19 protein-coding genes and 1 other RNA gene are annotated in these 21,734 nt (G+C 43.8%); 10 read left to right on the top strand and 10 right to left on the bottom strand.

From position 1 onward, the window contains the following. The first annotated feature begins 64 nt into the window (after positions 1 to 64). Complete coding sequence (gene adk / locus IP485_RS11600; RefSeq protein WP_194363882.1) at positions 65 to 721, top strand: adenylate kinase; 657 nt, start codon at positions 65 to 67, stop codon at positions 719 to 721. Positions 722 to 959: 238 nt separating this feature from the next. Here adk and secB read toward each other — a convergent pair whose 3' ends face one another. From secB to rsgA, 4 genes are all read right to left on the bottom strand, one after another. Then, entirely contained in the window at positions 960 to 1,415 is a 456-nt protein-coding gene (secB, locus tag IP485_RS11595; protein ID WP_194364156.1) for a protein-export chaperone SecB, read from the bottom strand. A 188-nt stretch (positions 1,416 to 1,603) separates the two neighbouring features. Further along, positions 1,604 to 1,867, bottom strand: coding sequence for a glutaredoxin 3 (grxC, locus tag IP485_RS11590; protein WP_194363883.1), 264 nt, complete (start codon positions 1,865 to 1,867; stop codon positions 1,604 to 1,606). Positions 1,868 to 2,177: 310 nt separating this feature from the next. Further along, positions 2,178 to 2,633 carry a rhodanese-like domain-containing protein gene (locus tag IP485_RS11585; RefSeq protein WP_194363884.1) on the bottom strand — a complete coding sequence of 152 codons (456 nt, stop codon included), beginning with the start codon at positions 2,631 to 2,633 and terminating at the stop codon, positions 2,178 to 2,180. 208 nt (positions 2,634 to 2,841) lie between these two features. Beyond that, on the bottom strand, positions 2,842 to 3,945 hold the full coding sequence (rsgA, locus tag IP485_RS11580) for a ribosome small subunit-dependent GTPase A (RefSeq protein ID WP_198327340.1): 1,104 nt from the start codon (positions 3,943 to 3,945) through the stop codon (positions 2,842 to 2,844). 218 nt (positions 3,946 to 4,163) lie between these two features. On the opposite strand from rsgA, the gene orn reads away from it, so the two are divergent. Next, entirely contained in the window at positions 4,164 to 4,751 is a 588-nt protein-coding gene (gene orn, locus IP485_RS11575; protein WP_194363886.1) for an oligoribonuclease, read from the top strand. 168 nt (positions 4,752 to 4,919) lie between these two features. Here orn and IP485_RS11570 read toward each other — a convergent pair whose 3' ends face one another. Both IP485_RS11570 and IP485_RS11565 read right to left on the bottom strand, forming a co-directional pair. Continuing rightward, positions 4,920 to 5,795, bottom strand: coding sequence for a UDP-2,3-diacylglucosamine diphosphatase (locus IP485_RS11570; protein WP_198327339.1), 876 nt, complete (start codon positions 5,793 to 5,795; stop codon positions 4,920 to 4,922). Positions 5,796 to 5,878: 83 nt separating this feature from the next. After that, positions 5,879 to 6,394 carry a peptidylprolyl isomerase gene (locus IP485_RS11565; RefSeq protein ID WP_198327338.1) on the bottom strand — a complete coding sequence of 172 codons (516 nt, stop codon included), beginning with the start codon at positions 6,392 to 6,394 and terminating at the stop codon, positions 5,879 to 5,881. 306 nt (positions 6,395 to 6,700) lie between these two features. Between IP485_RS11565 and IP485_RS11560 the strand changes: the two genes are divergently transcribed. The 5 genes from IP485_RS11560 to IP485_RS11540 all read left to right on the top strand — a co-directional run bounded on the left by IP485_RS11560 (position 6,701) and on the right by IP485_RS11540 (position 12,400). Next, a complete protein-coding gene (locus IP485_RS11560; RefSeq protein WP_198327337.1) occupies positions 6,701 to 8,440 on the top strand; it encodes a glutamine--tRNA ligase/YqeY domain fusion protein in 1,740 nt (579 codons plus the stop codon). Between the two features lie 159 nt (positions 8,441 to 8,599). Continuing rightward, positions 8,600 to 9,352 (top strand): phospholipase D family protein, encoded by a 753-nt coding sequence (locus IP485_RS11555; protein WP_198327336.1) that lies wholly within the window; start codon positions 8,600 to 8,602, stop codon positions 9,350 to 9,352. A gap of 243 nt (positions 9,353 to 9,595) precedes the next feature. Continuing rightward, positions 9,596 to 10,234, top strand: a complete 639-nt coding sequence (locus IP485_RS11550) for a peroxiredoxin (RefSeq protein WP_198327335.1) — start codon at positions 9,596 to 9,598, stop codon at positions 10,232 to 10,234. 230 nt (positions 10,235 to 10,464) lie between these two features. Beyond that, positions 10,465 to 11,127 carry a glutathione S-transferase family protein gene (locus tag IP485_RS11545; protein WP_198327334.1) on the top strand — a complete coding sequence of 221 codons (663 nt, stop codon included), beginning with the start codon at positions 10,465 to 10,467 and terminating at the stop codon, positions 11,125 to 11,127. Between the two features lie 319 nt (positions 11,128 to 11,446). Beyond that, positions 11,447 to 12,400 (top strand): META domain-containing protein, encoded by a 954-nt coding sequence (locus IP485_RS11540; protein ID WP_227686529.1) that lies wholly within the window; start codon positions 11,447 to 11,449, stop codon positions 12,398 to 12,400. A 105-nt stretch (positions 12,401 to 12,505) separates the two neighbouring features. Here IP485_RS11540 and ruvC read toward each other — a convergent pair whose 3' ends face one another. After that, a complete protein-coding gene (gene ruvC, locus IP485_RS11535) occupies positions 12,506 to 13,090 on the bottom strand; it encodes a crossover junction endodeoxyribonuclease RuvC (RefSeq protein WP_068034835.1) in 585 nt (194 codons plus the stop codon). A 153-nt stretch (positions 13,091 to 13,243) separates the two neighbouring features. Between ruvC and IP485_RS11530 the strand changes: the two genes are divergently transcribed. Next, entirely contained in the window at positions 13,244 to 13,864 is a 621-nt protein-coding gene (locus IP485_RS11530) for an FxsA family protein (RefSeq protein WP_198327333.1), read from the top strand. A gap of 110 nt (positions 13,865 to 13,974) precedes the next feature. Here IP485_RS11530 and ssrS read toward each other — a convergent pair. Then, positions 13,975 to 14,170: non-coding RNA, 6S RNA (gene ssrS, locus IP485_RS11525), on the bottom strand. Between the two features lie 247 nt (positions 14,171 to 14,417). Here ssrS and gpmI point away from each other — a divergent pair. Beyond that, a complete protein-coding gene (gpmI, locus tag IP485_RS11520; protein WP_198327332.1) occupies positions 14,418 to 16,097 on the top strand; it encodes a 2,3-bisphosphoglycerate-independent phosphoglycerate mutase in 1,680 nt (559 codons plus the stop codon). Positions 16,098 to 16,571: 474 nt separating this feature from the next. Continuing rightward, positions 16,572 to 18,017 carry a S41 family peptidase gene (locus IP485_RS11515; protein WP_198327331.1) on the top strand — a complete coding sequence of 482 codons (1,446 nt, stop codon included), beginning with the start codon at positions 16,572 to 16,574 and terminating at the stop codon, positions 18,015 to 18,017. Positions 18,018 to 18,120: 103 nt separating this feature from the next. Here the strand turns inward: IP485_RS11515 and IP485_RS11510 are convergent, their stop codons facing one another. Both IP485_RS11510 and IP485_RS11505 read right to left on the bottom strand, forming a co-directional pair. After that, a complete protein-coding gene (locus tag IP485_RS11510; protein WP_198327330.1) occupies positions 18,121 to 19,830 on the bottom strand; it encodes a sigma-54-dependent transcriptional regulator in 1,710 nt (569 codons plus the stop codon). A gap of 132 nt (positions 19,831 to 19,962) precedes the next feature. After that, positions 19,963 to 21,729: a sensor histidine kinase gene (locus IP485_RS11505; protein ID WP_198327329.1), complete on the bottom strand. Its 1,767-nt coding sequence runs from the start codon at positions 21,727 to 21,729 to the stop codon at positions 19,963 to 19,965. Positions 21,730 to 21,734: the final 5 nt, after the last annotated feature.

Here is a 21,734-nt window from a genome sequence, read left to right as displayed (position 1 = left end):
GCAAACAACCAATCCCTAAGTTTTATTAATCCCTAAAATCCTATCTATTGAGGAGACTCGTATAATGATGCGTATTATTTTGCTAGGTCCACCAGGCGCCGGTAAAGGTACCCAAGCCCAGTTTATTTCTAAAGAATATGATATTCCGCAGATCTCAACTGGCGATATGCTGCGTGCAGCAATCCAAGAAGGCAGCGAGCTTGGCAAAAAAGCCAAAGATATCATGAATGCTGGTGGTCTGGTTTCTGATGATCTCATTATCAACCTAGTGAAAGAGCGTATCGCTAAGCCTGATTGTGTCAATGGTTGTATTTTTGACGGTTTCCCGCGTACGATTCCACAGGCGCAAGCGCTTGCAGATGCTGACGTTGCAATCAACCACGTGGTAGAAATCAGCGTACCTGACGATGAAATTGTCAACCGTCTCTCTGGTCGTCGCCAGCATCCAGGTTCAGGCCGTGTGTATCATGTTCATCACAATCCACCAAAGGTCGACGGTATTGATGACGTGACTGGTGAAGCGTTAATTCAGCGTGAAGATGACAAAGAATCGACTATTCGTGACCGTTTAGCGACGTATCATGAGCAGACATCAGCGCTCGTTGGTTTCTATCAAGACAAAGCCAGCAAAGGTGCTGATGCGCCTAAGTATGACAAGTTTGATGGCACGCAAGGCATTGATGATGTTAAGCAGCAAATCTTGTCTGCACTAAAAGGCTAATGGTTGATTGTAAATAATCGATAGTCTATTAGACATAAAAAAACCCTGTTTATTAGCAGGGTTTTTTTATGCTTAATTTAAAAGCTATTCTTCAGTTCTTGGAATAAAATTAACTCTTGGACTAAAGTTAAATAATTATTTAAACAGCAGCCACAAAAAAACCGCTCACTTATAAAAAGTAAACGGCTTTTTATCAAAATATGCTATTTATAACGCTAGCATACTTATGATTTAAAACTTATGCATTACCTTCAGCATCGATTTGCGCTTGCTGTTGGCTCTGTGCGTAAGCTTGGTCAAAGTTGACAGGGGCTAGTAGCAATTGCGGGAAGCTACCACGTGTCACGATGTCACTGATGACTTCACGAGCGTATGGGAATAGCACGTTCGGGCAGTATGCACCTAAGATTTGACCGATTTGGTCTTCTGGAATGTCTTTTAGCAAGAAAATACCTGCTTGATGCACTTCAGCGATAAACGCCGCTTCATCAGCATTCTTTGCCGTCACGCTGACGGTCAAGATGACTTGATAATGGTCATCATCCAGTTTTTCTGCATTGCTAGACAAGTTGATATCCAGCTCTGGGTTCCACTCTTTGGTGAATACGCTAGCGCCTGGTACTTCAAGTGATAAATCTTTTACATAGATACGCTCTAGTGCCAATTGTGGTTGTGCTTGTTCTTCAGCCATGATAAATCCTCTAAAATCGAATCAAATAATTGGGAAAAGGTCACTTTAATCAAAGGTCATTGTAATATAAATAGAGACTATTTTTCGATATTGTCTCGATATTTTTTAGCTTGATGTCTTTGAAGGACGTTCATTCCCGCCCCGGTCTGTCTTTGCATAGACAAAGACAGACAGTAAAGCAAGGTAGCAGATTAACCTGCCAATAGCTCGTCAAGTTTGCCCTGCTGGTTCATTTGATTGAGTTCATCAAAACCACCAACGAAGGTATCGCCAACGAAGATTTGTGGCACAGTGCGATAGTTATTGGTTTTGGCCATCAGTGCTTGACGCTCTTCACGGCTCATGTCGTGCATGCCGATCTCTTCATAATCAACGCCTTTGGTTTTTAATAGTTGTTTGGCGTTTGAGCAGTATGGGCAGATTGGCGTGGTATAAACTTTAACAGAAACAGTCATGATAAATCCTTATTTATAAATGTGTGCGATAACAGCGAGATTATAGATATAGTCTGTTATCAATCAATAGAGTGCAACGGTATTCGGTGATGCTCATTACTAAAGTGGGGATGGCCATGACAAATTCAAGACGTCTTAACTTAAAACGTTTTATAGCATTAAAAATGCCATAAAAAAAGACACCTTTTTATAAGGTGTCTTTTTTTATGTTGTCAATGAGCCAGTAGCAATATAAGCTGAGCATCTTGTATAAGCACTTAAATCAAACACTTTATAAAAGACGTTTTATTCAAGCACTTATACTGATTCGCTATTTACTTAGACTTGGTTTTGTCTTACCTTTGGTTTTTGACTTGGCGTCTTTGATACCTACCAATGGCATGCCAGCGCCTTGCCAGCCGCCAATACCGCCCTCTAGGCGATAGACTTCAGCTTTGCCAATCATCTGAATGGCAGCGCCTGCTTGCACGCCCATGTCGCAGATGATGATTACTGGATGCTCAATCGCACGAATTTCTTCTAAGCGGTCTTTGAGGTCAGTAAAAGGTATGTTGCGGCTGCCTTGAATATAGCCTGATTCAAACTTCTTTTTCGCACGGATGTCAATCAGCTGCGCGTTTTGAGAGTTGACCATCATGCCAAGGGTGTTGGGCGATATTTTTCTGCCGCTACGTTTGTTCTCAATCGTAAAGAACAGTATCGCAAGTACGGCCAATATACCAAATAAAAACGGGTGGTTGCCCACAAATTCCAGCGCACGATCCAAACCATACCTCCAAAAAATAAGTGTTCTGTTAAGCTGAACAGACAGCCTAACGATATCGAACAAGGCGCTATTATACCGATAAGGTCATCTATAGTAAACGGGCGATAACTTAGCAGCAATTTTACCTATGAGTCTCATAAAAATATCGACTAAAAAGCATCTGCTAACAGGCCGCGATTCATTCAGGCGGACACGAATAGAGCAAATATTAATAGGGCTTAGTATCAGCCTCTTCTCTCAATGTAACGAGATTTTCGACGCGCCGCTGCAATACCGTGCCAGCGGCTACCGCTTCCCATAGCGCACAGCCTTTGCTGTTGTGAGTATGGCGACAGTCGCGGAACTGGCAGTAACCTGCTAGCGGTGCTAGCTCGACGAAGCCCGATATAATGTCATCTGGACTCAAGTGCCAAATACCGTACTCACGGATACCGGGGGTGTCGACGATGCCACCTTGGGTCAAGTCGTCTGGGTTAAACGGTAATAAACGGCTGGTGGTGGTGGTATGCTGACCGAGCTTCGAGTTTTCAGAGATGATATTTACCACTTGACCAGATTCTGGCAGTAGCGCATTGATTAGACTGCTCTTGCCAACACCAGACTGTCCTGCAAAGATAACCAGCTTTTTATCTATGTAGCGTTTTAGCTCATCTAGTCCTTCTTGCTCATCACTATCCGCGACATTTTCAGGACAATCAACAGAGGTTAAGACGCTCTCGTAGCCCAGTGCGGCATATTGTGCCAATAGCTCATTGGTATCGACGCCGTTTTCTTGCGCCAGTAAATCGGCTTTATTCAGCACCAATAATGGCTTCACATCAGCAAGATGACAAACCACTAGATAGCGATCAATCAGTGTGGGGGCAGCAGCAGGCAGTGGTGCAAAGACAATGGCTAAAATATCGACGTTGGCGGCGACTGGTTTGAGCTTATGATAGCGGTCAGGGCGAGAGACGAGAGAGGTGCGCGGTTTGACGGACTCGATACGGCCAAAGCCTGTATTGGAATCAGCATTCCAGCGCACTTGGTCGCCTGCCGCTAGCATTGGCAGGTTGGTACGCACATGACAACGCCAAATATCACCCAGCTCAAGCGTTTGCCAAAACGGCTCAGGATCATCAGGCCCAATCTCTGGCTGCTCAGGTATCACTGCAGGCAAACTGGTGACTTGCACCTCTAGTTGCTTACCGTAATGCGCCATGACCACACCATCCATCAAGCTGTCGTCGATACTGTCTTGACTTAATAATTGCTGCTTATCGATGCGACGAATCTGCTGTTTAGTCAGTTTGCGCTGCCGGATTAATGCCATGGGTTTTTGACCTATTATAAAAATATTGCTAAGTGTAGCGTGAAAATTTGCTAACATACAGCCTAAAGCGCCTGTGACAGGCAGTGGTTTTGTAATGTTTTAGATGTCGGCGAGATTTTAGCCACTCATTAACGCTTATCATACTGTCTGAGCACCATACTTTTGCGCCATATGTTTTTCTAAAACTGTCTCACAATTTATTGACCATAGGATATTTTATGACCACCGGTGACCATCCCAATAAGATTAAAATCAGAAATCAAGGCAAAAAAGGGCTGGTGTGGATTGATTTAGAAATGACCGGACTTGATACCTTAAACGATGAGATTATCGAGATTGCTACTGTTGTCACTGACGAAGATTTGAATGTGCTTGCCGAAGGGCCTGTTTTTGCTATCAAAGTATCGGATCAAGTCCTAAATAAGATGGATGATTGGAATACCAAGCAACATGGCCAGTCAGGACTGGTCGACCGTGTGCGCCGTAGTACGGTGACTTTGGCAGAAGCGGAAGCGGAAACCATCAAATTCCTGAATAAATGGGTCGATAGCGGTAAGTCGCCTATGTGTGGCAACTCTATCTGTCAAGATCGCCGGTTTATGGCGCGCCAAATGCCAGAGCTTGAGCGCTTCTTCCATTATCGCAATCTGGATGTGTCATCAATCAAAGAGCTGTGTTTTCGCTGGCGTCCTGATATCTTAAGAAACTTTGAAAAAGGTGGCAGTCATTTAGCATTGGATGATATTCGCGATTCAATCCGTGAGCTTAAGCACTATCGTCAGCACTTTTTTAAATTGATTGTTTAAATTAATTGTTTAAATTTAGAGTCGAGTTAGAAAAGGTTTAGATGGCAAAGCTGTATGAGTCTCTACTATGACAAACGCAAAAAGGGTCTGTTGACAATTCAACAGACCCTTTTTGCGTTCAAACAATATTATTTAAAATATCTTATGTTAAAAACAGCCAAACGCTATTTATCTGGTAAGCATTTTAAATTCAAACAGCTCAAACTGAGCGTCGTTATTGTCTAAACCGTCATCTGCTGTCACAGCGCCAATCACAGCGCTTACCTTTGGCTGGCGAGTATCTTTATCTAATAAGCGCCAGTCGCCAAGCACATAGCGTTTTTTATCAGCGGTCGCTTGATGTATGTCTGGACGATGGGTATGTCCATGTAATAGCGCATCGCTCGCCGTGATGGCTTGACGTACGGCTTTATCGTTCACATCCATGATATGCGCCGCTTTATTGGCATTGTTCTGCTGACTGCGTTGACGCATGTTGTCTGCGATAGCCAAACGCTTTTCTAGCGATTTATTAAGCAGGTACCACTGGGTCAAACGGTTACGCATGATTTTGCGGAAAAACTGATACTTTTTATCATCGGTGCATAACGCATCGCCGTGTTCCAAGCGATAGTTTTGCGCTCCGACAGTCAAGGTGTATGGTTCATAAATCAGCTCACCACCGAACAGATTACAAAACGGCTGACCTAAGAGAAAATCACGATTACCATGCATGACCAGTATCTCGCACCCATTGATGCGTAACTGCTTGAGCTTCACGATAAGTGGTGTCAGCCAATGCGCTTTTTGTTCACCCTCTGGCTGCTCGTCCTCTAACCCTTTCTCTTTTAATAGGGACAGATACATATCATCGCCCAGCCATACCTCAAACCAATCACCTAAGATGAATAAGCGTTTCAGCGCTGGCAGGGCCAGACAGTCATCCAGCAGCGCCAAAAAAGCCTGCACTAAGGCAGGCTCTTCAGGTGATAAATGCAAATCGCTAATCAATACTTGCCGCACCTGATGCGGGCGGGTCGTGATTAAATGATTAAAACTTTGCATTTATTGGTGTCCTTATCATGGTTGCTACCTTGGTAACGCTATGTACCTAGGTAGCTGTGGCAATACTTTTTTAGAAACAATCGTTATTCAGAAACGATGGTCGCTGAAGTAATCACGACTGGCTCTTTTGGCACATCAGCATGCATACCGAAACGGCCTGTTGGTACGCCGCGCATTTTTTCGATAACGTCCATACCGCTAGTGACTTTACCAAATACAGTGTAACCCCAACCTTGCATATTTTTGCCAGAGTGGTTTAGGAAATCGTTGTCTTTTACGTTGATAAAAAACTGACTAGTTGCTGAATGCGGATCTTGAGTACGTGCCATAGCAATCGTACCTTTGTCATTCTTTAGACCGTTGTCCGCTTCGTTTTCAACAGGTGCGTTGGTTGGTTTTTCATTCATCTCAGCGTCCATTCCACCGCCTTGAATCATGAAACCATCAATGATGCGATGAAAAATAGTACCGTCATACTGACCAGATTTTACATAGTTCAAAAAGTTTTCGACGGTTTTTGGTGCTTTTTCTTCGTTGAGTTCGATAACGATCGCACCCATATTGGTTTCAAGTTCTACTACTGGTGGCATGTCTACCATGGGATATTCCTCTTTGATTGCAGCGCCTTAAATGACGCTGTCAAGTGGTGGGTAAAAAGTTGGTGGATAAAAAGTTACGGGTAGTCTAACGGCTTTTTTATCCCGTGTCATGTATCAGGCTGTTAATGCGTTTGTGAAACCTGATAGAATAACGCAACTTTACCCATTTCTGACGAATTTTGATGATGCGGTCGCATGATCTGAGTTTTTATATTTCCATTTTATTTTAATACTTTAGTTTGAATGTCTCGTGCTACGTGATGGCATGTAGCATGAGCTGACAATTTGCGTTAGGAGCAATGCCCGATGAGTGAACACTCAAGCAATAATGCACAAAAAGACGAACCAAAAAACGATTTTATCCGTAATATCATTCGTGATGATGTCAGTGCGCAAAAATATCCACAAATTGTCACGCGCTTTCCACCTGAGCCAAATGGCTACTTGCACTTAGGTCACGTAAAGTCTATCTGCCTAAACTTTGGGGTGGCCAAAGAGTTCGGCGGTGTGTGCAACCTGCGTTTTGATGACACCAACCCGACCGCTGAAAAGCAAGATTTCATCGATAATATCGAAAACGATGTCAAATGGCTTGGTTTTGAGTGGGCAGGAGATGCGCATCATGCCTCAGGTTACTTTGATCAGTTGCATGCATGGGCAATCCAATTGATTGAGCAAGGCGATGCGTATGTGGATTTACAGTCAGCTGAGCAGATCAAAGAAAACCGTGGCTCATTTACTGAAGCTGGTATACCGTCTCCGCAGCGTGATGCTAGTGTCGAAGAAAACCTAGCACTTTTCAATGATATGAAAGAGGGCAAGTACGCAGAAGGCAAGGCTATTTTGCGCGCCAAGATTGATATGGCAAGTCCAAACATGAACCTGCGTGATCCTGTTATCTACCGCGTCATGCATCAATCGCATCATCAAACGGGCGACAAATGGTGCATCTATCCGATGTATGATTTTGCACATCCGCTCTCTGACGCGCTAGAAGGGATCACCCACTCGCTGTGTACGCTTGAGTTTGAAGATCATCGTCCATTCTATGACTGGGTCATTGCAAAAATAGGCTTTGATGTGCCGCCGCATCAGTACGAGTTTAGCCGCTTGAACGTTGATCATACCTTGACCAGTAAGCGTAAGCTCAAGCAATTGGTCGATGAAAATATCGTGAGCGGTTGGGATGATCCACGTATGCCGACCGTTGCTGGTATGCGCCGCCGTGGTTATACGCCAGAGGGTTTGCGTGATTTTTGTGAGCGTGTGGGTGTGACCAAAGCCGATAGCGTGGTTGATTTTCGCTTATTGGAATTTAGCGTTCGTCAGTCTTTAGAGACGACAACGGGTCGCGGCATGGCAGTTCTAAAGCCACTAAAAGTGACCATTACGAACTTTGTAGAAGCGGTCAGCAGCTGGGAATCTGAAAAAGCGGACAGCGTCATTGCGCGCTTTGATGATGCGACGCAGACGCTTTGGTTGACTCAGCCGAATCATCCTAACGTCGATATGGGCGAGCGTGAAATTCCATTCACTGAGACCATCTATATCGACCAAGGCGATTACGAGATTGAGCCGCCAGCAGGATATAAGCGCTTGTCACCAGAAAAGCCAGAAATCCGCCTGCGCAATACTTATGTGCTTGCAGTGACTGAGCATGTTACTGACGACGCTGGTAATGTCATTGAGCTAAAAGCAACGATTGACCCGACTACTTTGGGTCAAAATCCCGAAGGTCGCAAGGTGAAAGGTGTGATTCACTGGGTATCGGTCAGTCAAGGCGTTCCAGCGACCGTGCGCATGTATGAGCAGCTATTCAGTGTTGAAGACCCAAGTAGCGTCGCTGACGTCCATCAAGCGTTAAATCCAAACTCATTGACTGAACTAAATGCCGTGGTTGAGCCGTCGCTAGTCAATGCGGATGCGGGCACGCGCTTTCAGTTCGAGCGTGAAGGCTACTTCATCTCTGACAGCGAAGATCATAGCACTGACAAACCTGTATTTAACCAAATCGTTAGCTTGCGTGATAGCTATAAGCCAGCTTAATTTGTATTGGTTCAATATAGAAATATCATTGTTCAAACAGATGTTTTGACATAATACTGAACAATAGTAGTTTGCAAATAAGCCCATTTCTAGTACGCTAGGGATGGGCTTTTTTGTGCAACTCTAAAGTGGTTGGTAGTGATATTTGAGGAAATGACAATGGCAAAATTTCTAAACAGCAGTGGCACGACCTATCATTTAGAAGAGTTGATTAAAAATGCTTCTGATAGGCTAATCATTATTAGTCCGTATTTAAAGCTTAATGAACGTATTAAAGAGCTACTAGAAGACCGTAACCGTCTGAAAATTGATATTAGAATTGTCTATGGCAAAAATGACCTACACCCTGAAGAGATAAATTGGCTCAAAAATCTAACCTTTATTCGCACCAGCTTTTGTAAAAATCTGCACGCAAAATGCTACCTCAATGAAAATGAATGCATTATCACCAGTTTGAACCTTTACGAGTTTAGCCAAGTCAATAACAACGAGATGGGCGTACTCATTTATCGTAATGACGATGCCAAACTTTATGCCGACACTTATGAAGAAGCGCAACGCATTATTCGTATCAGTGATGAAGTCAGGATGTCCCTTGAGAAAGTGACCGAAACTGAGAGTAAGCCTGAACATAATGTTAAAGCAGCAAACATTGCAGCTCATTCGACAGTGACGTCGACTGCGCCTACGACAGAAGCCGCACCTAACTATTCTAAGCTAACCACAGCCAAGCTTGCTAAAGAGTTGGGCTTTAAAACTCAAGAGTTAAATGATAAGTTACTTGCAGCAGGTTATTTAGAAGCGCAAGATGGTGAGCTAGTATTAACTGATGCTGGACGTACCGCTGGTGGTACTAGCAAAAAGGGTAAGTTCGGTGAGTTTTGTCTATGGGATGCAGGGATGGTGGTATAGTTATTGATTAAAACTACTGGTTTCCCAAAGCAGCTTTTATCAAAGTATCTGTTCATCTACTTAGAGGTAAATGGAATAACCGCATTACAATCCGTCACAAGACATTCATAACCAGTTTGATAAGATAAAGTCAGTTTTTACGGATGTGCTTTGCTTTTTTATGGTGAGCACGTCGATGATAATAATAGAGCGCGAGGCCACAGGTCGATACAAGCGTTCATCAACATAGCTAAGGAATAAAGCATGGCACATTTACGTTTAGGTGATACCGCACCGAATTTTGACGCGGCAACCACAGAAGGTGATATCAATTTCCATGAATGGGCAGGCGATCACTGGGTAGTATTTTTTTCGCATCCAGCAGACTTTACCCCAGTATGTACCACTGAGCTTGGTCGCGCAGCCGCCCTTAATGGCGAATTCCAAAAGCGCAACGTCAAGCCAATTTGTATCTCTGTCGATAGCTTAGAAGACCACAAAGCATGGGCGAGTGATATCGGTGAGACCCAAGGGACAGACATGAACTTTCCAATCATTGCTGACCCGAATAAAGAAGTCGCTGAATTATATGACATGATGCATCCTAATGCTGATAGCACGCACACCGTACGCAGTGTCTTTATCATTGATCCAAATAAGAAAGTTCGCCTAACGCTCACGTACCCTGCTAGCTGTGGCCGTAACTTTGATGAAATTATCCGCGTTATTGATGCCTTGCAATTGTCAGATGAGTACAACATCGCGACGCCAGTAGATTGGAAGGACGGTGATGATGTCATCATTCCACCGAGCGTGAAAAACGAAGATATCGCCGCGAAGTATCCTAAAGGTTATACCGAGGTGAAGCCTTATCTACGTACCACACCTGCACCAAACAAGTAAGCTGAGTGATCTTATTGTCCTTTAGCTAAAAATAAAAGCCCTGTAACGTGACGTTATGGGGTTTTTTGCTATGAAGGTAAAAAGTCATCAATTATATTTAGGTAATATCGTTTTTGAATGATATATTTTCGATAAGCATTATTTATTATAAGAAAATAGCCATAAAAACGAACCGCTATAAAAACCAACTGCACTGAGTCAATGCTTAATCATCTTACAAGGAGTTTGCCATGAAAAAATTATACGTCACTCGTACGGCACCGAACCCACGCAAAGCACTAATTTTATTAGCATCAAAAGGAATCGATGTTGATGATATGGACGACATTGATGTCATTGATATTGATTTCGCCGCTAATGAGCAAAATTCAGATGAGTTCACTGCAATGAACCCAATGCGTACTGTGCCCGTTTTAAAATTGTCTGATGGTACTGTACTCAATGATTCACAGGCCGTTTGCGAATACCTCGACCGCGTTTATGGCGAGCGCTCGGTGATGGGTAATGATGTCATACAACGTGCACAAGTTTGTTCTATGCGCCGCATTGCAGAGTTTGAAGTGTTGTATAACTTCATGTTGGCATTTCAACACAGCAACCCGGCTAAAGCCCAACGTGTTGAGCAAGTGCCAGAGTTTGTCGCACCCTCTATCGCACGGGGAGTCAAAACACTCGCGTATTTTGAAAACATATTAGAAGGTCGTGAGTACTTAGTTGGTGAGCAATTAAGTTTTGCTGATATCGTATTGTATTTGGGCTTGGATTTTGGCAAAGTATTGAAAGTCAATCCGAACGAGCAAGGTGAAAATTTAGCCCGTTTTTATCGAATGATGAATGAGCGTTTCAGTATTAAGAATATGGCCAAAGCCAAACCTGCAGTCGCCAATGAATAAATAGACAAACAGCTGGCAAGATGGACACTCTTTAGAGGATGACTTGTCGCAGACGATATCAAGGAGAGCTAATACTTTATGTTGGTTCTCCTTTTTTATTTATGACATAACATAGCTAACCAATAGATAAATACATTTTGAACTATAATAAAAATCAACATTTTATTACATAAGGTAATAGCGTCAAGGTTATAGTGGTTAGTCTATCTCCATTACACTAATGATAATACAAAACAGTCATTTGAGAGACGAAAGCAAAGCAAGTATGAGAGAAAAGCAACAGAGAAAAGTGATACACGCTTACTAAGAGGTACATCATATGGTAGGTAGAGCCAAACAATCAGCAATGCCCCTGTTTTTATTGCCAAGCGTATTGGCAGCAAGTTTGATGCTAAGCGCTTGTCAAAAAGAGACGGTACCTGAATCATTATCTAGGGAAGACGATGCATCAGGTGTCACTGAACCTAATGATGCGGTGGCTAGCGAAAGCTTAGCATCTAATGTGAGTCCTACAACGAGTTCAATTGATTCGACCGAAATCACGCCTGAAAGAAAATTGATAACGACTTTGTCTCAACATCGCTGGACATTGACGAGTGCGATGGATGCAAGCCATAACCCTATGGCTGAGTTTGCAAAGATTAACGGTCAGGTAACGCTTGCATTTAACCAATATCAAGGGCAAGACACGCTAAGTTTTAGCGTAGGTTGTAACTTGATTAGTGCAGCCTATCAGCTACAAGGTCAGACTTTGACTATTGAGGATGGCATGAGTACCAAAATGTCTTGTGGCGATCTTGATAAAGCCGAAAACACTCTGAATACGTTGATGGTAGGCAGCAGTGAAATAAAAGTTGAGCAAGGTGAGCATCCAGTATTGACGCAGCTTACCAGTGACAATGTCACTTTGGTTTGGAATGGTAGACTGACCTCTCAAGCAAAATACAATAGCAAGGGCGAGACGGTGTTTTTAGCAGTCAGCCCAAAAAAATTAGCTTGTGTAGAGCATGGCGACCAGCAGTGCTTGCAAATTAGACCCGTCACCTATAACGATCAAGGCATCAAAATTCATGAAGGAGAATGGCGACTGTTTGCTGGTGAAATTGACGGCTATCAGCATGATAATAGGCATGAAGAAGTGTTACGCGTGCAGCGCTATCAGCTAGATAATGGCAATTTATTAGCCATCGATGAGTCATCAGTAGATGATACCGATGATAAACAGTATGCTTATGTATTAGACGCTGTTATTGAAAGCGAAGTCGCAGAGTGATTTGCTATCATTTAGCACTTTAAAGATTGAAAACTACCATGATTGTTCTCACAAAAAAACACGCGTTCAATAGCGCGTGTTTTTTATTGCCTATCTATTCCAATTTTAGCGTAGGTTACCCAAATCTTCCTCAGTCAAACGCCAGCGTCCTTTTTTCTTAGAACCACCGCGTCCTCGCATAGAACTGTTGAGTAGTAGTTTATTCATGGAATGGCTTGAGTGTGCGTGACAAATGGCACAGGCCAGACCGTCGGCCGCATCCTGTTGGGGTACAACGTCTAGTGAGAGTATCCGGCAGACCATCTCCTGTACTTGCTCTTTAGCCGCCGCACCATAGCCGCATACCGCTTGCTTAATCTGACGAGCCGTATATTCTGATACTTCTAAATCCAATGCCACCATGGCTGCAATGGCAGCACCCCGTGCTTGCCCAAGCTTAAGCGCAGAATCAGGATTTTCTGCCATAAATACTTGCTCAATTGCCGTATAAATGGGTTCGTCAGCATATTTTAAATGGTGCTGTGTGATGCGCGTTAAGCCATTGAAAATACGCTTGAGACGTTCAGGCATTTCTTTGGTATCTGTGCGAATCGTCCCAGCATCGATGTAGGTGAGCTTATCTCCCGTCTGCTGCACGATGCCATAACCCGTCATGCGTGATCCTGGGTCAATCCCGATAATAATTGCCATAGTATTCCATCTTGCTTACATTTTGTTTTATGGCTTAAAAATTAGCCTTAAGTTTGATAGTATAGCAACCAATCCCCATATACATCATATGTTAGCCATTTTAATTTGCATGGCGCTCAATTTATTGGTTTTTATTTTATAGGACGACACTTTATGGGTCAGATAGTTGGTATAGCCATCGTTTGGTTTATTATCGAGATGCTACTGTGGTATTTGCTTGCTCAATTTATGAGTGGCTGGTGGGTGTTCATGTGGTTTATTATCGCTGCCGTCATTGGTATCTCACTCATACGTAAGGGCATGGCATCGCTCAATCCAATGGCCCAACAGATGAAAGCGGGTGGCATGATGAATCCTGCGATGCGTCCGCCAGAGACTACCATGATTAAGAGCATCGCGATGGCTGCCGCTGGTATTTTATTACTGATCCCTGGTGTGCTCAGTGATCTGCTCGCACTATTGGTGATATTGCCACCAGTACAAAAGAAGTTAAAAGATTTTGCTAATAATTACGTCATGAACAATCAACAAAAAATGATGGAAATGATGGCAAAGCAGATGGGCGGAAAAATGGGCGGTCAAAATCCATTTGGTGGCATGGGTGGACAAAACCCATTTGGCGGCGCAAATGGTATGAATAGTCAAAATCCGTTTGGTCAACAGCAGCAAAACCCATTTGGTGATGTGATCAAACAACATACCACGGTTGATGGCACTGCCAAAAATATTCCTAAAGATGTCAAGAAAATCACGAAGTCTGCCAATGATGAGTAGTCAATAACTCAAATAGTAGACATAAAAAAAGCCCCTTCCGTCAATGACGGAAGGGGCTTTTTAGTGGCAGTGAACATATTGATTATAGGCAATATAATTACAAACCGAATGAAACAACCGAAGTGCCGCTGTAAGATGGTGACCCATGAACCGTGAAGTTCAGGGCGGATGCGTCATTACCTCTGCAGGTTTCCTGATACACCGCAAGCGGTGCAGGCATACACAATGAGACAATAGGTACCACATCCTGGTAAAGCATTATCGGCTCAGGGAATAAACATCTACTAGCCAACACTTCAGAATATAATTATCTTAACCAATGAAATGAGTGATTGCAAGTATGATTTACAGATTAATACGTACCGTCACTTATCAGCAGTGTTAGTAATGCGCTGATTATAGCTATCATGGTATTGCTGCTCTATTGAATTATTCTTGTATAAGTGAAAGATTGTCAGTTTTTCAGCTATTTTGAGATTTGTGTTAATATAGAGGGCTTTCGATATCCCAATACAGCACGATAGGCGTTCATTCACGTGAGGAGCGGTAATATATGACCAGTACCAAGCAAGCATCAGAATCTATTAATGATACTCAAGCGCAGCACAGCACTAGCAGTAACAGTGCTAGTAACGATAACAATAGCGCACAGAACAAGAAAACACCGCACGTCTTAATGATTTTGGACGGCTTTGGTCATCGTGAAGAAGATAAAGACAATGCCATTGCGGCGGCAAACATGCCAAATTTAGACAAGATTTATCAGCAGTATCCTCATGGATTGATTTCTGCCTCAGGGGAAGACGTGGGTCTACCAGATGGTCAGTTTGGTAATTCAGAAGTCGGCCACATGAACTTGGGCGCTGGTCGTGTCCTTTATCAAGACTCTACTCGTATCTCAAGCGAGGTTGTCAATCGTGAGTTTTATAAAAATGAGGCACTGGTCAATGCCGTAAAAGCCGCCAATAAGTTGGGTGGTAATGTGCATATTATGGGTCTGCTCTCTGATGGCGGTGTGCACTCGCACCAAGATCATATCGAAGCGATGTGCCATTCAGCGCTCGTCCATGGTGCCAAGAACGTTTTTATCCATTGCTTTTTAGATGGTCGTGACACACCGCCTAAATCTGCTGATAAATATATCAATCGTTTGCGTGAGCACATCAACAAGCTCAATGCACACTATGAAGGTGGCCGCGTACAGATTGCCAGTATTATTGGTCGCTATTATGCGATGGATCGAGACAACCGCTGGGATCGAGTACAAAAAGCCTATGAGTTGATCACTGAGGGCAAAGCTGATCGCTTGTCAACTCGAGCAGATGGTGCGGTTCAAGCCGCGTATAAAGCCCGTGAGACGGATGAATTTATCAGTCCAACGACCGTGATTGGTCGTGATGAAGTGCCATATACTGTTGAAGACAATGACGCGCTGATATTTATGAACTTTCGTGCTGACCGTGCTCGTGAGCTGGCTCAAGCTTTTGTTTTACCAGACCATGAGTTTTCTGGGTTTGCCCGCCAAAAACAACCGAAACTTGCGGCATTTGTGATGCTGACTAAGTATTCAGATGTCTTGGCAGATAATGCAAAAACCAGCATTGCTTATTATCCGACGTCTTTGACCAATACATTGGGAGAGTACCTACAGGATCAAGGCAAAACACAGCTACGTATCGCCGAGACTGAAAAATATGCACATGTGACGTTTTTCTTTAGCGGCGGCCGTGAGGAAGAGTACAAAGGCGAGACACGCATCTTAGTAGCTTCTCCTGATGTTGCTACTTATGATCTGCAGCCTGAAATGAGCGCGCCGGAAGTGACTGATAAACTAGTGGAAGCGATTGAGTCTGGTAAATACGATGTGCTCGTGGTGAATTACGCAAACGGTGATATGGTCGGACATACCGGTATTTTTGATGCTGCGGTAAAAGCAGTAGAAGCGCTAGATGTGTGTGTGGGCCGCATAGAATCAGCGGTGAGAGCCGCCGGTGGCGATATGCTGATTACCGCAGATCATGGCAACTGTGAGCAGATGCAAGACTATGAAAGCGGTCAAGTACATACTCAGCATACAACCGAGCATGTGCCGCTGATTTATGTGGGTGAGCAAAAACTGCACGTGCGTCAAGGTGGTAAGCTGAGTGATATTGCGCCAACCATTTTAGCGCTCATGAATATCGATGCGCCTGCTGAGATGACTGGAAAGACGCTATTGCTTCCAATGTCATAATTTGGCTGTTGATGGTCAGAGTAGGTTGGAATGAAAAATAAAAAGGAAGCGATATGAATTATCGCTTCCTTTTTTGTGGTACATTTTATATCGCTGTTTCCTCATTGGGCTTATCAGATATGCCGACGGGCATTATAATGAGGCAATGAGGCAATGAGGCATGGCCACTCGGTCGCTTTACATGTTACGTATATTGAAGCGGCAATATATAATTATAATACAGTTAATTCTCTATAAAATAGTGACAGCGTTAGCCTCACTTAAGGTATCACAGTTACCTCTGCGCTCAGTTGCCTTGACTCTCTTTTAAGCTGAATCAACTATAGTCAGAGAACTACTAAACGGCTACAGCGTTACTCTCCCTAGATGTACTATTTGTACAATCTGCAGTCGGCTGCCTTGTACCCATTTTAGATTTCTTTGACTATACAATAACCATTACTTCATATTTCTTATTATTTAAATGAGTTTTTTATGTTTTTTATCTGCGTCAAGCGCTCAACGGTCTCTATAGTGACGACACTCTGTCAGCCTGCTTTATTCATCAGCATACTTGGCATCAGTGCGATTGCGATGCATGCCCACGCAGCGACTTCTACAGAGGCCGCTAGCCTTACAGATGGCTTACAGCTTATTAGCTTGAATGCCGATGAGATCGCTGCAGAAGAGAATGACGACAGCTTATCAGACATCGCAGATATGCTGGATGTCGCTGATGAGCCTGATGATTCGATAGACAGCATCGCCGATGAAAGCGCGTTAACCGATGATGCTAATGAGATTGACACCGGTATTCCAGCAGAAGTGGCACAAGTGTCATTGAATGCGATTTCTCCTGAAACGCTCAAAACTTTTGTGGCAGTGGTGGATTTGGTACGCCGTCAGTATGTAGATGCGGTCAATGATGAAGAGCTGTTCAACAATGCGATGAGCGGTATGTTGACCAAGCTTGATAGCCATGCTGAGTTTTTGGATGCAGAGGCTTATGAGAATTTGCGCGCTTTTACAGAGGGTGACGTAGGCGATATCGGTATCAAGGTTGCTTATCAGCCAAGGGATGGGTATTGGATCATTACAGACGTTATCGATGATTCACCTGCGGACAAAAAAGGCATCGCTGTTGGTGATTACTTACATCAAGTTGATGAGTTCAAGCTTGATGAGGAACGACAGGTCAACGATGTCGAGCAGCTGTTGACAGGTATTGCTGGGACACAAGTCGACATCGTGACCTCTAAAGCTGGCCGACGTAAGCATACGACCACATTACAGCGAAATAACAGTCATCCTCAGCTTGTTGAGACCAAAATTGTAGACGGCATTGCGATTATTAAACTGCCCGCCTTTCAAAACAATAGTCGTGAAAGGGTGCTAGAGGGTCTGATTAATCTTGATGCGCCTGTGTCAGGTATCTTATTAGACATGCGCGATAACCCAGGTGGCGTACTGACTTCAGCGGTGAGTGTCGCCAGTTTGTTTATGAGCGATACGGATGTGGTGCAAGTACAAGCACGTCAGAGTAAAGCGCGCGTGCTATCCACCCAAGGCACTGCGATACTCAAACCGCTACCCGTGGTGGTGTTACAGAACCGCTATTCAGCATCAGCAGCAGAGGTATTATCTAGTAGTTTACAGGCACAAAAACGCGCAATAATCGTCGGTGAAGTCAGTTACGGTAAAGGGTCGGTGCAGTCAGTGATACCACTAAATGATGAGCAAGCGGTCAAACTGACGGTTGCCAACTATGTGACAGCGACAGGCAAACAGATTGATGGTATCGGTGTCACGCCTGATGTGACCTTATCAGGTAGTGAGAGCACGTGGGAGCAGCAGGCGTTAGACTTGTTAAAAGCGCGTGCCCTTGATTCAGGTATTCGATTTATTCGTAAGGCCACGACTATTGATCCGACTGTTAAATAGATCATGTCTCTCTATCAAAAGAGCCTGAATACTATCCCTGATAATCAGGCGCTAGTAATCAGGCTCTTTTTTATTATTCAAATTTTCAATCAAAAGATGACCATCAATTTTGATCTTCATCAATGTCTAGTTTTTTCATACGGTAGCGCAGAGAGCGAAAAGTGGTTCCTAGCAATTCAGCTGCTTGGGTTTTGTTCCAACCAGTCTGCTTAAGGGCAGTGATGATCAGTTGTTTTTCTTGCTCTTGTAGATAATGTTCTAACCCTTTGGGTGGCAGTTGACCATCTGACAGCTCTTGTAGATTGAGGGTATCATCGACTGCGAATTGAGCAGTTTCAACGGTTGGCTCTTTTTCATCAATCGCGATTGGATTGGTTGATGCTTCTGAAACATTAGCGTGCGTAGAGGATGAGCGCTGCATCATTGAAGGGTAATGATTGGTATTGGTACGATAAGGATGTAAGTTGTTGGTGCTTTGGTTCGTATGCGCGCTCATTGCATCGCTGGCAGATTGACCACTGAGAGGATGTGTTGATTGAGAGCTGCTCTGATGGTTTAGGTTTTCTATACTAGGGTCAGCCAATTGCGTCTGATAAATAGGCGTGACTTCGTTTTGAGGTTGCGGGTTTTCGAGTGGTTGCTCAATATCAGCAAGCCCTAACTGACTGACATCAATCTGAGAAGTCTCAGCAAGGGTCACTGCACGTTCAAGCAAGTTTCGAAGCTCACGCACATTACCAGCAAAGTCATGACGCTGTAGACGCTCACATGCTTCATGCGTCAACGAAGGCGTTGCTTCAAGTTGCCACTCAGCAGCAATCATTGTCAAAAAATGTTCTGCTAAAACAGGTATGTCATCACGGCGTGCATTCAGAGTAGGCAGTTTTAGCTCAATGACATTGATGCGATAGTACAAGTCTTGTCTAAATGCAGCATCTTGTACCAGTTTATTCAAATCTTTGTGAGTGGCGGACAAGATACGAATGTCGACGGGTATTTCTTTGGTGTCACCAATGGCTCGAACGGTTTTTTCTTGGATAGCACGCAATAGTTTGACTTGCATCGCCAATGGCAAGTCTGCTACCTCATCTAAAAATAACGTACCACCATTGGCTTGCTGAAACAGCCCTTGTTTGTCAGTAACGGCGCCTGTAAAACTGCCTTTTTTGTGACCAAAAAACTCAGACTCTACCAGCTCAGAGGGGATCGCGCCACAATTAACAGGTACAAAGCTACCATCTCGTCGCGGGCTCAGATCATGAATCAGTCTGGCAACAACTTCCTTACCCGTACCGGAGGCGCCCGATAAAAAAACAGGTGCCTGTGACCGTGCCAGTTTTAAGATAGTGTGTTTGAGTGGGTGCATCACAGCGGAGTTGCCAATCAGCCTAGTGTCTAACATTTTTTGCTCGGGAGAGCATTCGGGCGTGGCTTCTTCATTGTTGTCTTGATGCATCACCTTTAGAGCATTTTCGACTAACTGACGTAAGCGTGGTAGCTCAAGCGGTTTATTGACAAAGTCAAAAGCCCCAATTTTTAGAGCTTCTATGGCCAGATCCATACTACCATGGGCCGTAATGACAGCGATTGGTGTGTTAGAGCTGCTGCTAACCTCTTTGACCAATTCCAGACCTGAGCCATCAGGCAGATTTAGATCGGTCAGACAGAAATCATACTCATTATCCTGCCAGTATGATCTTGCCTGTGACAAAGTATAGGCCACATCACTCTTGATGCCCATTTTGGTCAACGTGATTTGCATCAATCTGCACAGATCTACTTCATCGTCGACGACTAGCGCACGTGTTGTCATACATCATCTCATTATGTTCGATGGTTACAAAATATTGGTACTCAGGGTAGGGCCTGTCATCCATTTACTATAGCAGCACATAATAAAACCCCATCCTGAGTTTTTAAAAATAGCTATATATTAATTAAAAACTCACTCTGATATTTGAGCGTTGTTTTTAGAGTTGACGGCAGGTACTACTAAACGAAAGCAGGATTTTGGATGTTCAGGGATATAGAGTAAGCGTGCTTGATTGGCCTCACAAAATGCCTGTGACAAATACAGTCCTAGCCCTGTACCCGCTTTGTCTGTGGTAAAAAATGGGTCAAATAAATAGGGCAGGTCAGCCTCGCTCACACCATGACCATTATCCAATACATCGATTATAACATCGTTGTCTGCACAGTAAATGTCCATCTCTACGTAGGCATGAGGATGGGCATAGCTGCTGTAACGCAGTCCATTATTGATGAGATTGATTAATATCTGTTCTAGTTGATGCGTGTCAAATGATATAGTTGGCTGGGTCTTGACGCGTAGAAAAATATCATGACCTTGGAAATGATTGTCCAAAAACTCTGGTAGCCACTGCGCCAAAACAATGGACTGCTGAGTGGCGGTTTGCTGGCGCGACAGTTTCAAAATGTCTTCAATAATGCGGTTTACCCGTTTTGTCTGTGAGAATATCATCTCATAAAGCTCATGATTGCCAGCCAAGTCAACAGGCATGCTGCTTGCTAATACACCGTCATCTGTTGTACTTTCTACATCGACTTGTACGATATCTTCCATCAACAGCTGACTGGCTTGAGAGATGGCTGCTAGGGGGTTTCTAATTTCATGAGCGATACTGGCCGTTAACTGTCCCAAAGAGGCCAGTTTCAGTTGTTGAGCGCTGGCTTGTTCACGGCGCAAATCTTCTAATAGGATTAACTTGCTATCGTCCTTTAGCGGAATAATCTGTACGCGTAATTTACCAAATATAGAAGCGTTGGCTATCGCAGGCACATCGTAGGTGAAGGTACGCGACTGTCCTGTCGCAACAGACAAACAGGCTTTGAACAGCTGCGAATGTTGCTGGGTAAGCTGCTGTTCAAAGTGAGATAAAAGTGTGCTTTGTGCGTTGTCTAGAATCTCATCTTCATTATTAGACGTACTGCGAGTGGCTCGCAGTGGACTGAGTGAAATACTGAGTAATTGGTGAGCGGCCAGATTTGCTAAGACGATATGATGTCGATCAATGACAATGACCCCATTTACCATCTGAGTAATGACTTCTTGATTAATGACATTCAGTCGTTCAACTTCTTTAGCATGGTTGGCCGCGACTTTTTCTAGCTGTACTAAGCGTTGTGAGATAGACCAGCTCAAGCCACCAACAGCCAAAAAACTGGCTGACATTAATAAGGCATCACCCAAGTTGTTTAAGCTCATGCTATTGGCAATGGCATAAAAAAACTGCTGATAGATCACAAAAATGATCGCCAGCAAAGTAATGACCAGCGCTTGTGAGCTATGCAATAACATAAAGCTTGCGGCAACCACCACCATATATAGCATAGTCAGCTGTAAGTCGGGCGCACCTGCTGTATAGAGTAACAAACTTAATATGATGACGTCTAAGACCAGTCCAACTGCTAGCTGACGCCGCATCTGAGTTCTAACCACATAAAACAAACCGAGCAAAATCAAGCTTAAGAGTACATAAAAGCTCAGCGTCGTCTGCTGCAAAAAACTCGGTAAAGATGCGCTATTATCAGCACGTGCTGCGATGTATAGCATGAGCATCGAAAACAGGCTAACGACGAATCGATAACTGCTATAGATGATACCTAGCTTGCGTAATTGCGGCAGCGATAGAGTGTCATCATGATGTGCATAACGAATAATGGCAGAGACAAGGCTGCTAGCAGGCTTCATAGATT

Source organism: Psychrobacter sp. NG27 (genome assembly GCF_016106655.1).
GTDB lineage: Bacteria > Pseudomonadota > Gammaproteobacteria > Pseudomonadales > Moraxellaceae > Psychrobacter.
This window is presented reverse-complemented; position numbering and strand designations above follow the sequence as displayed.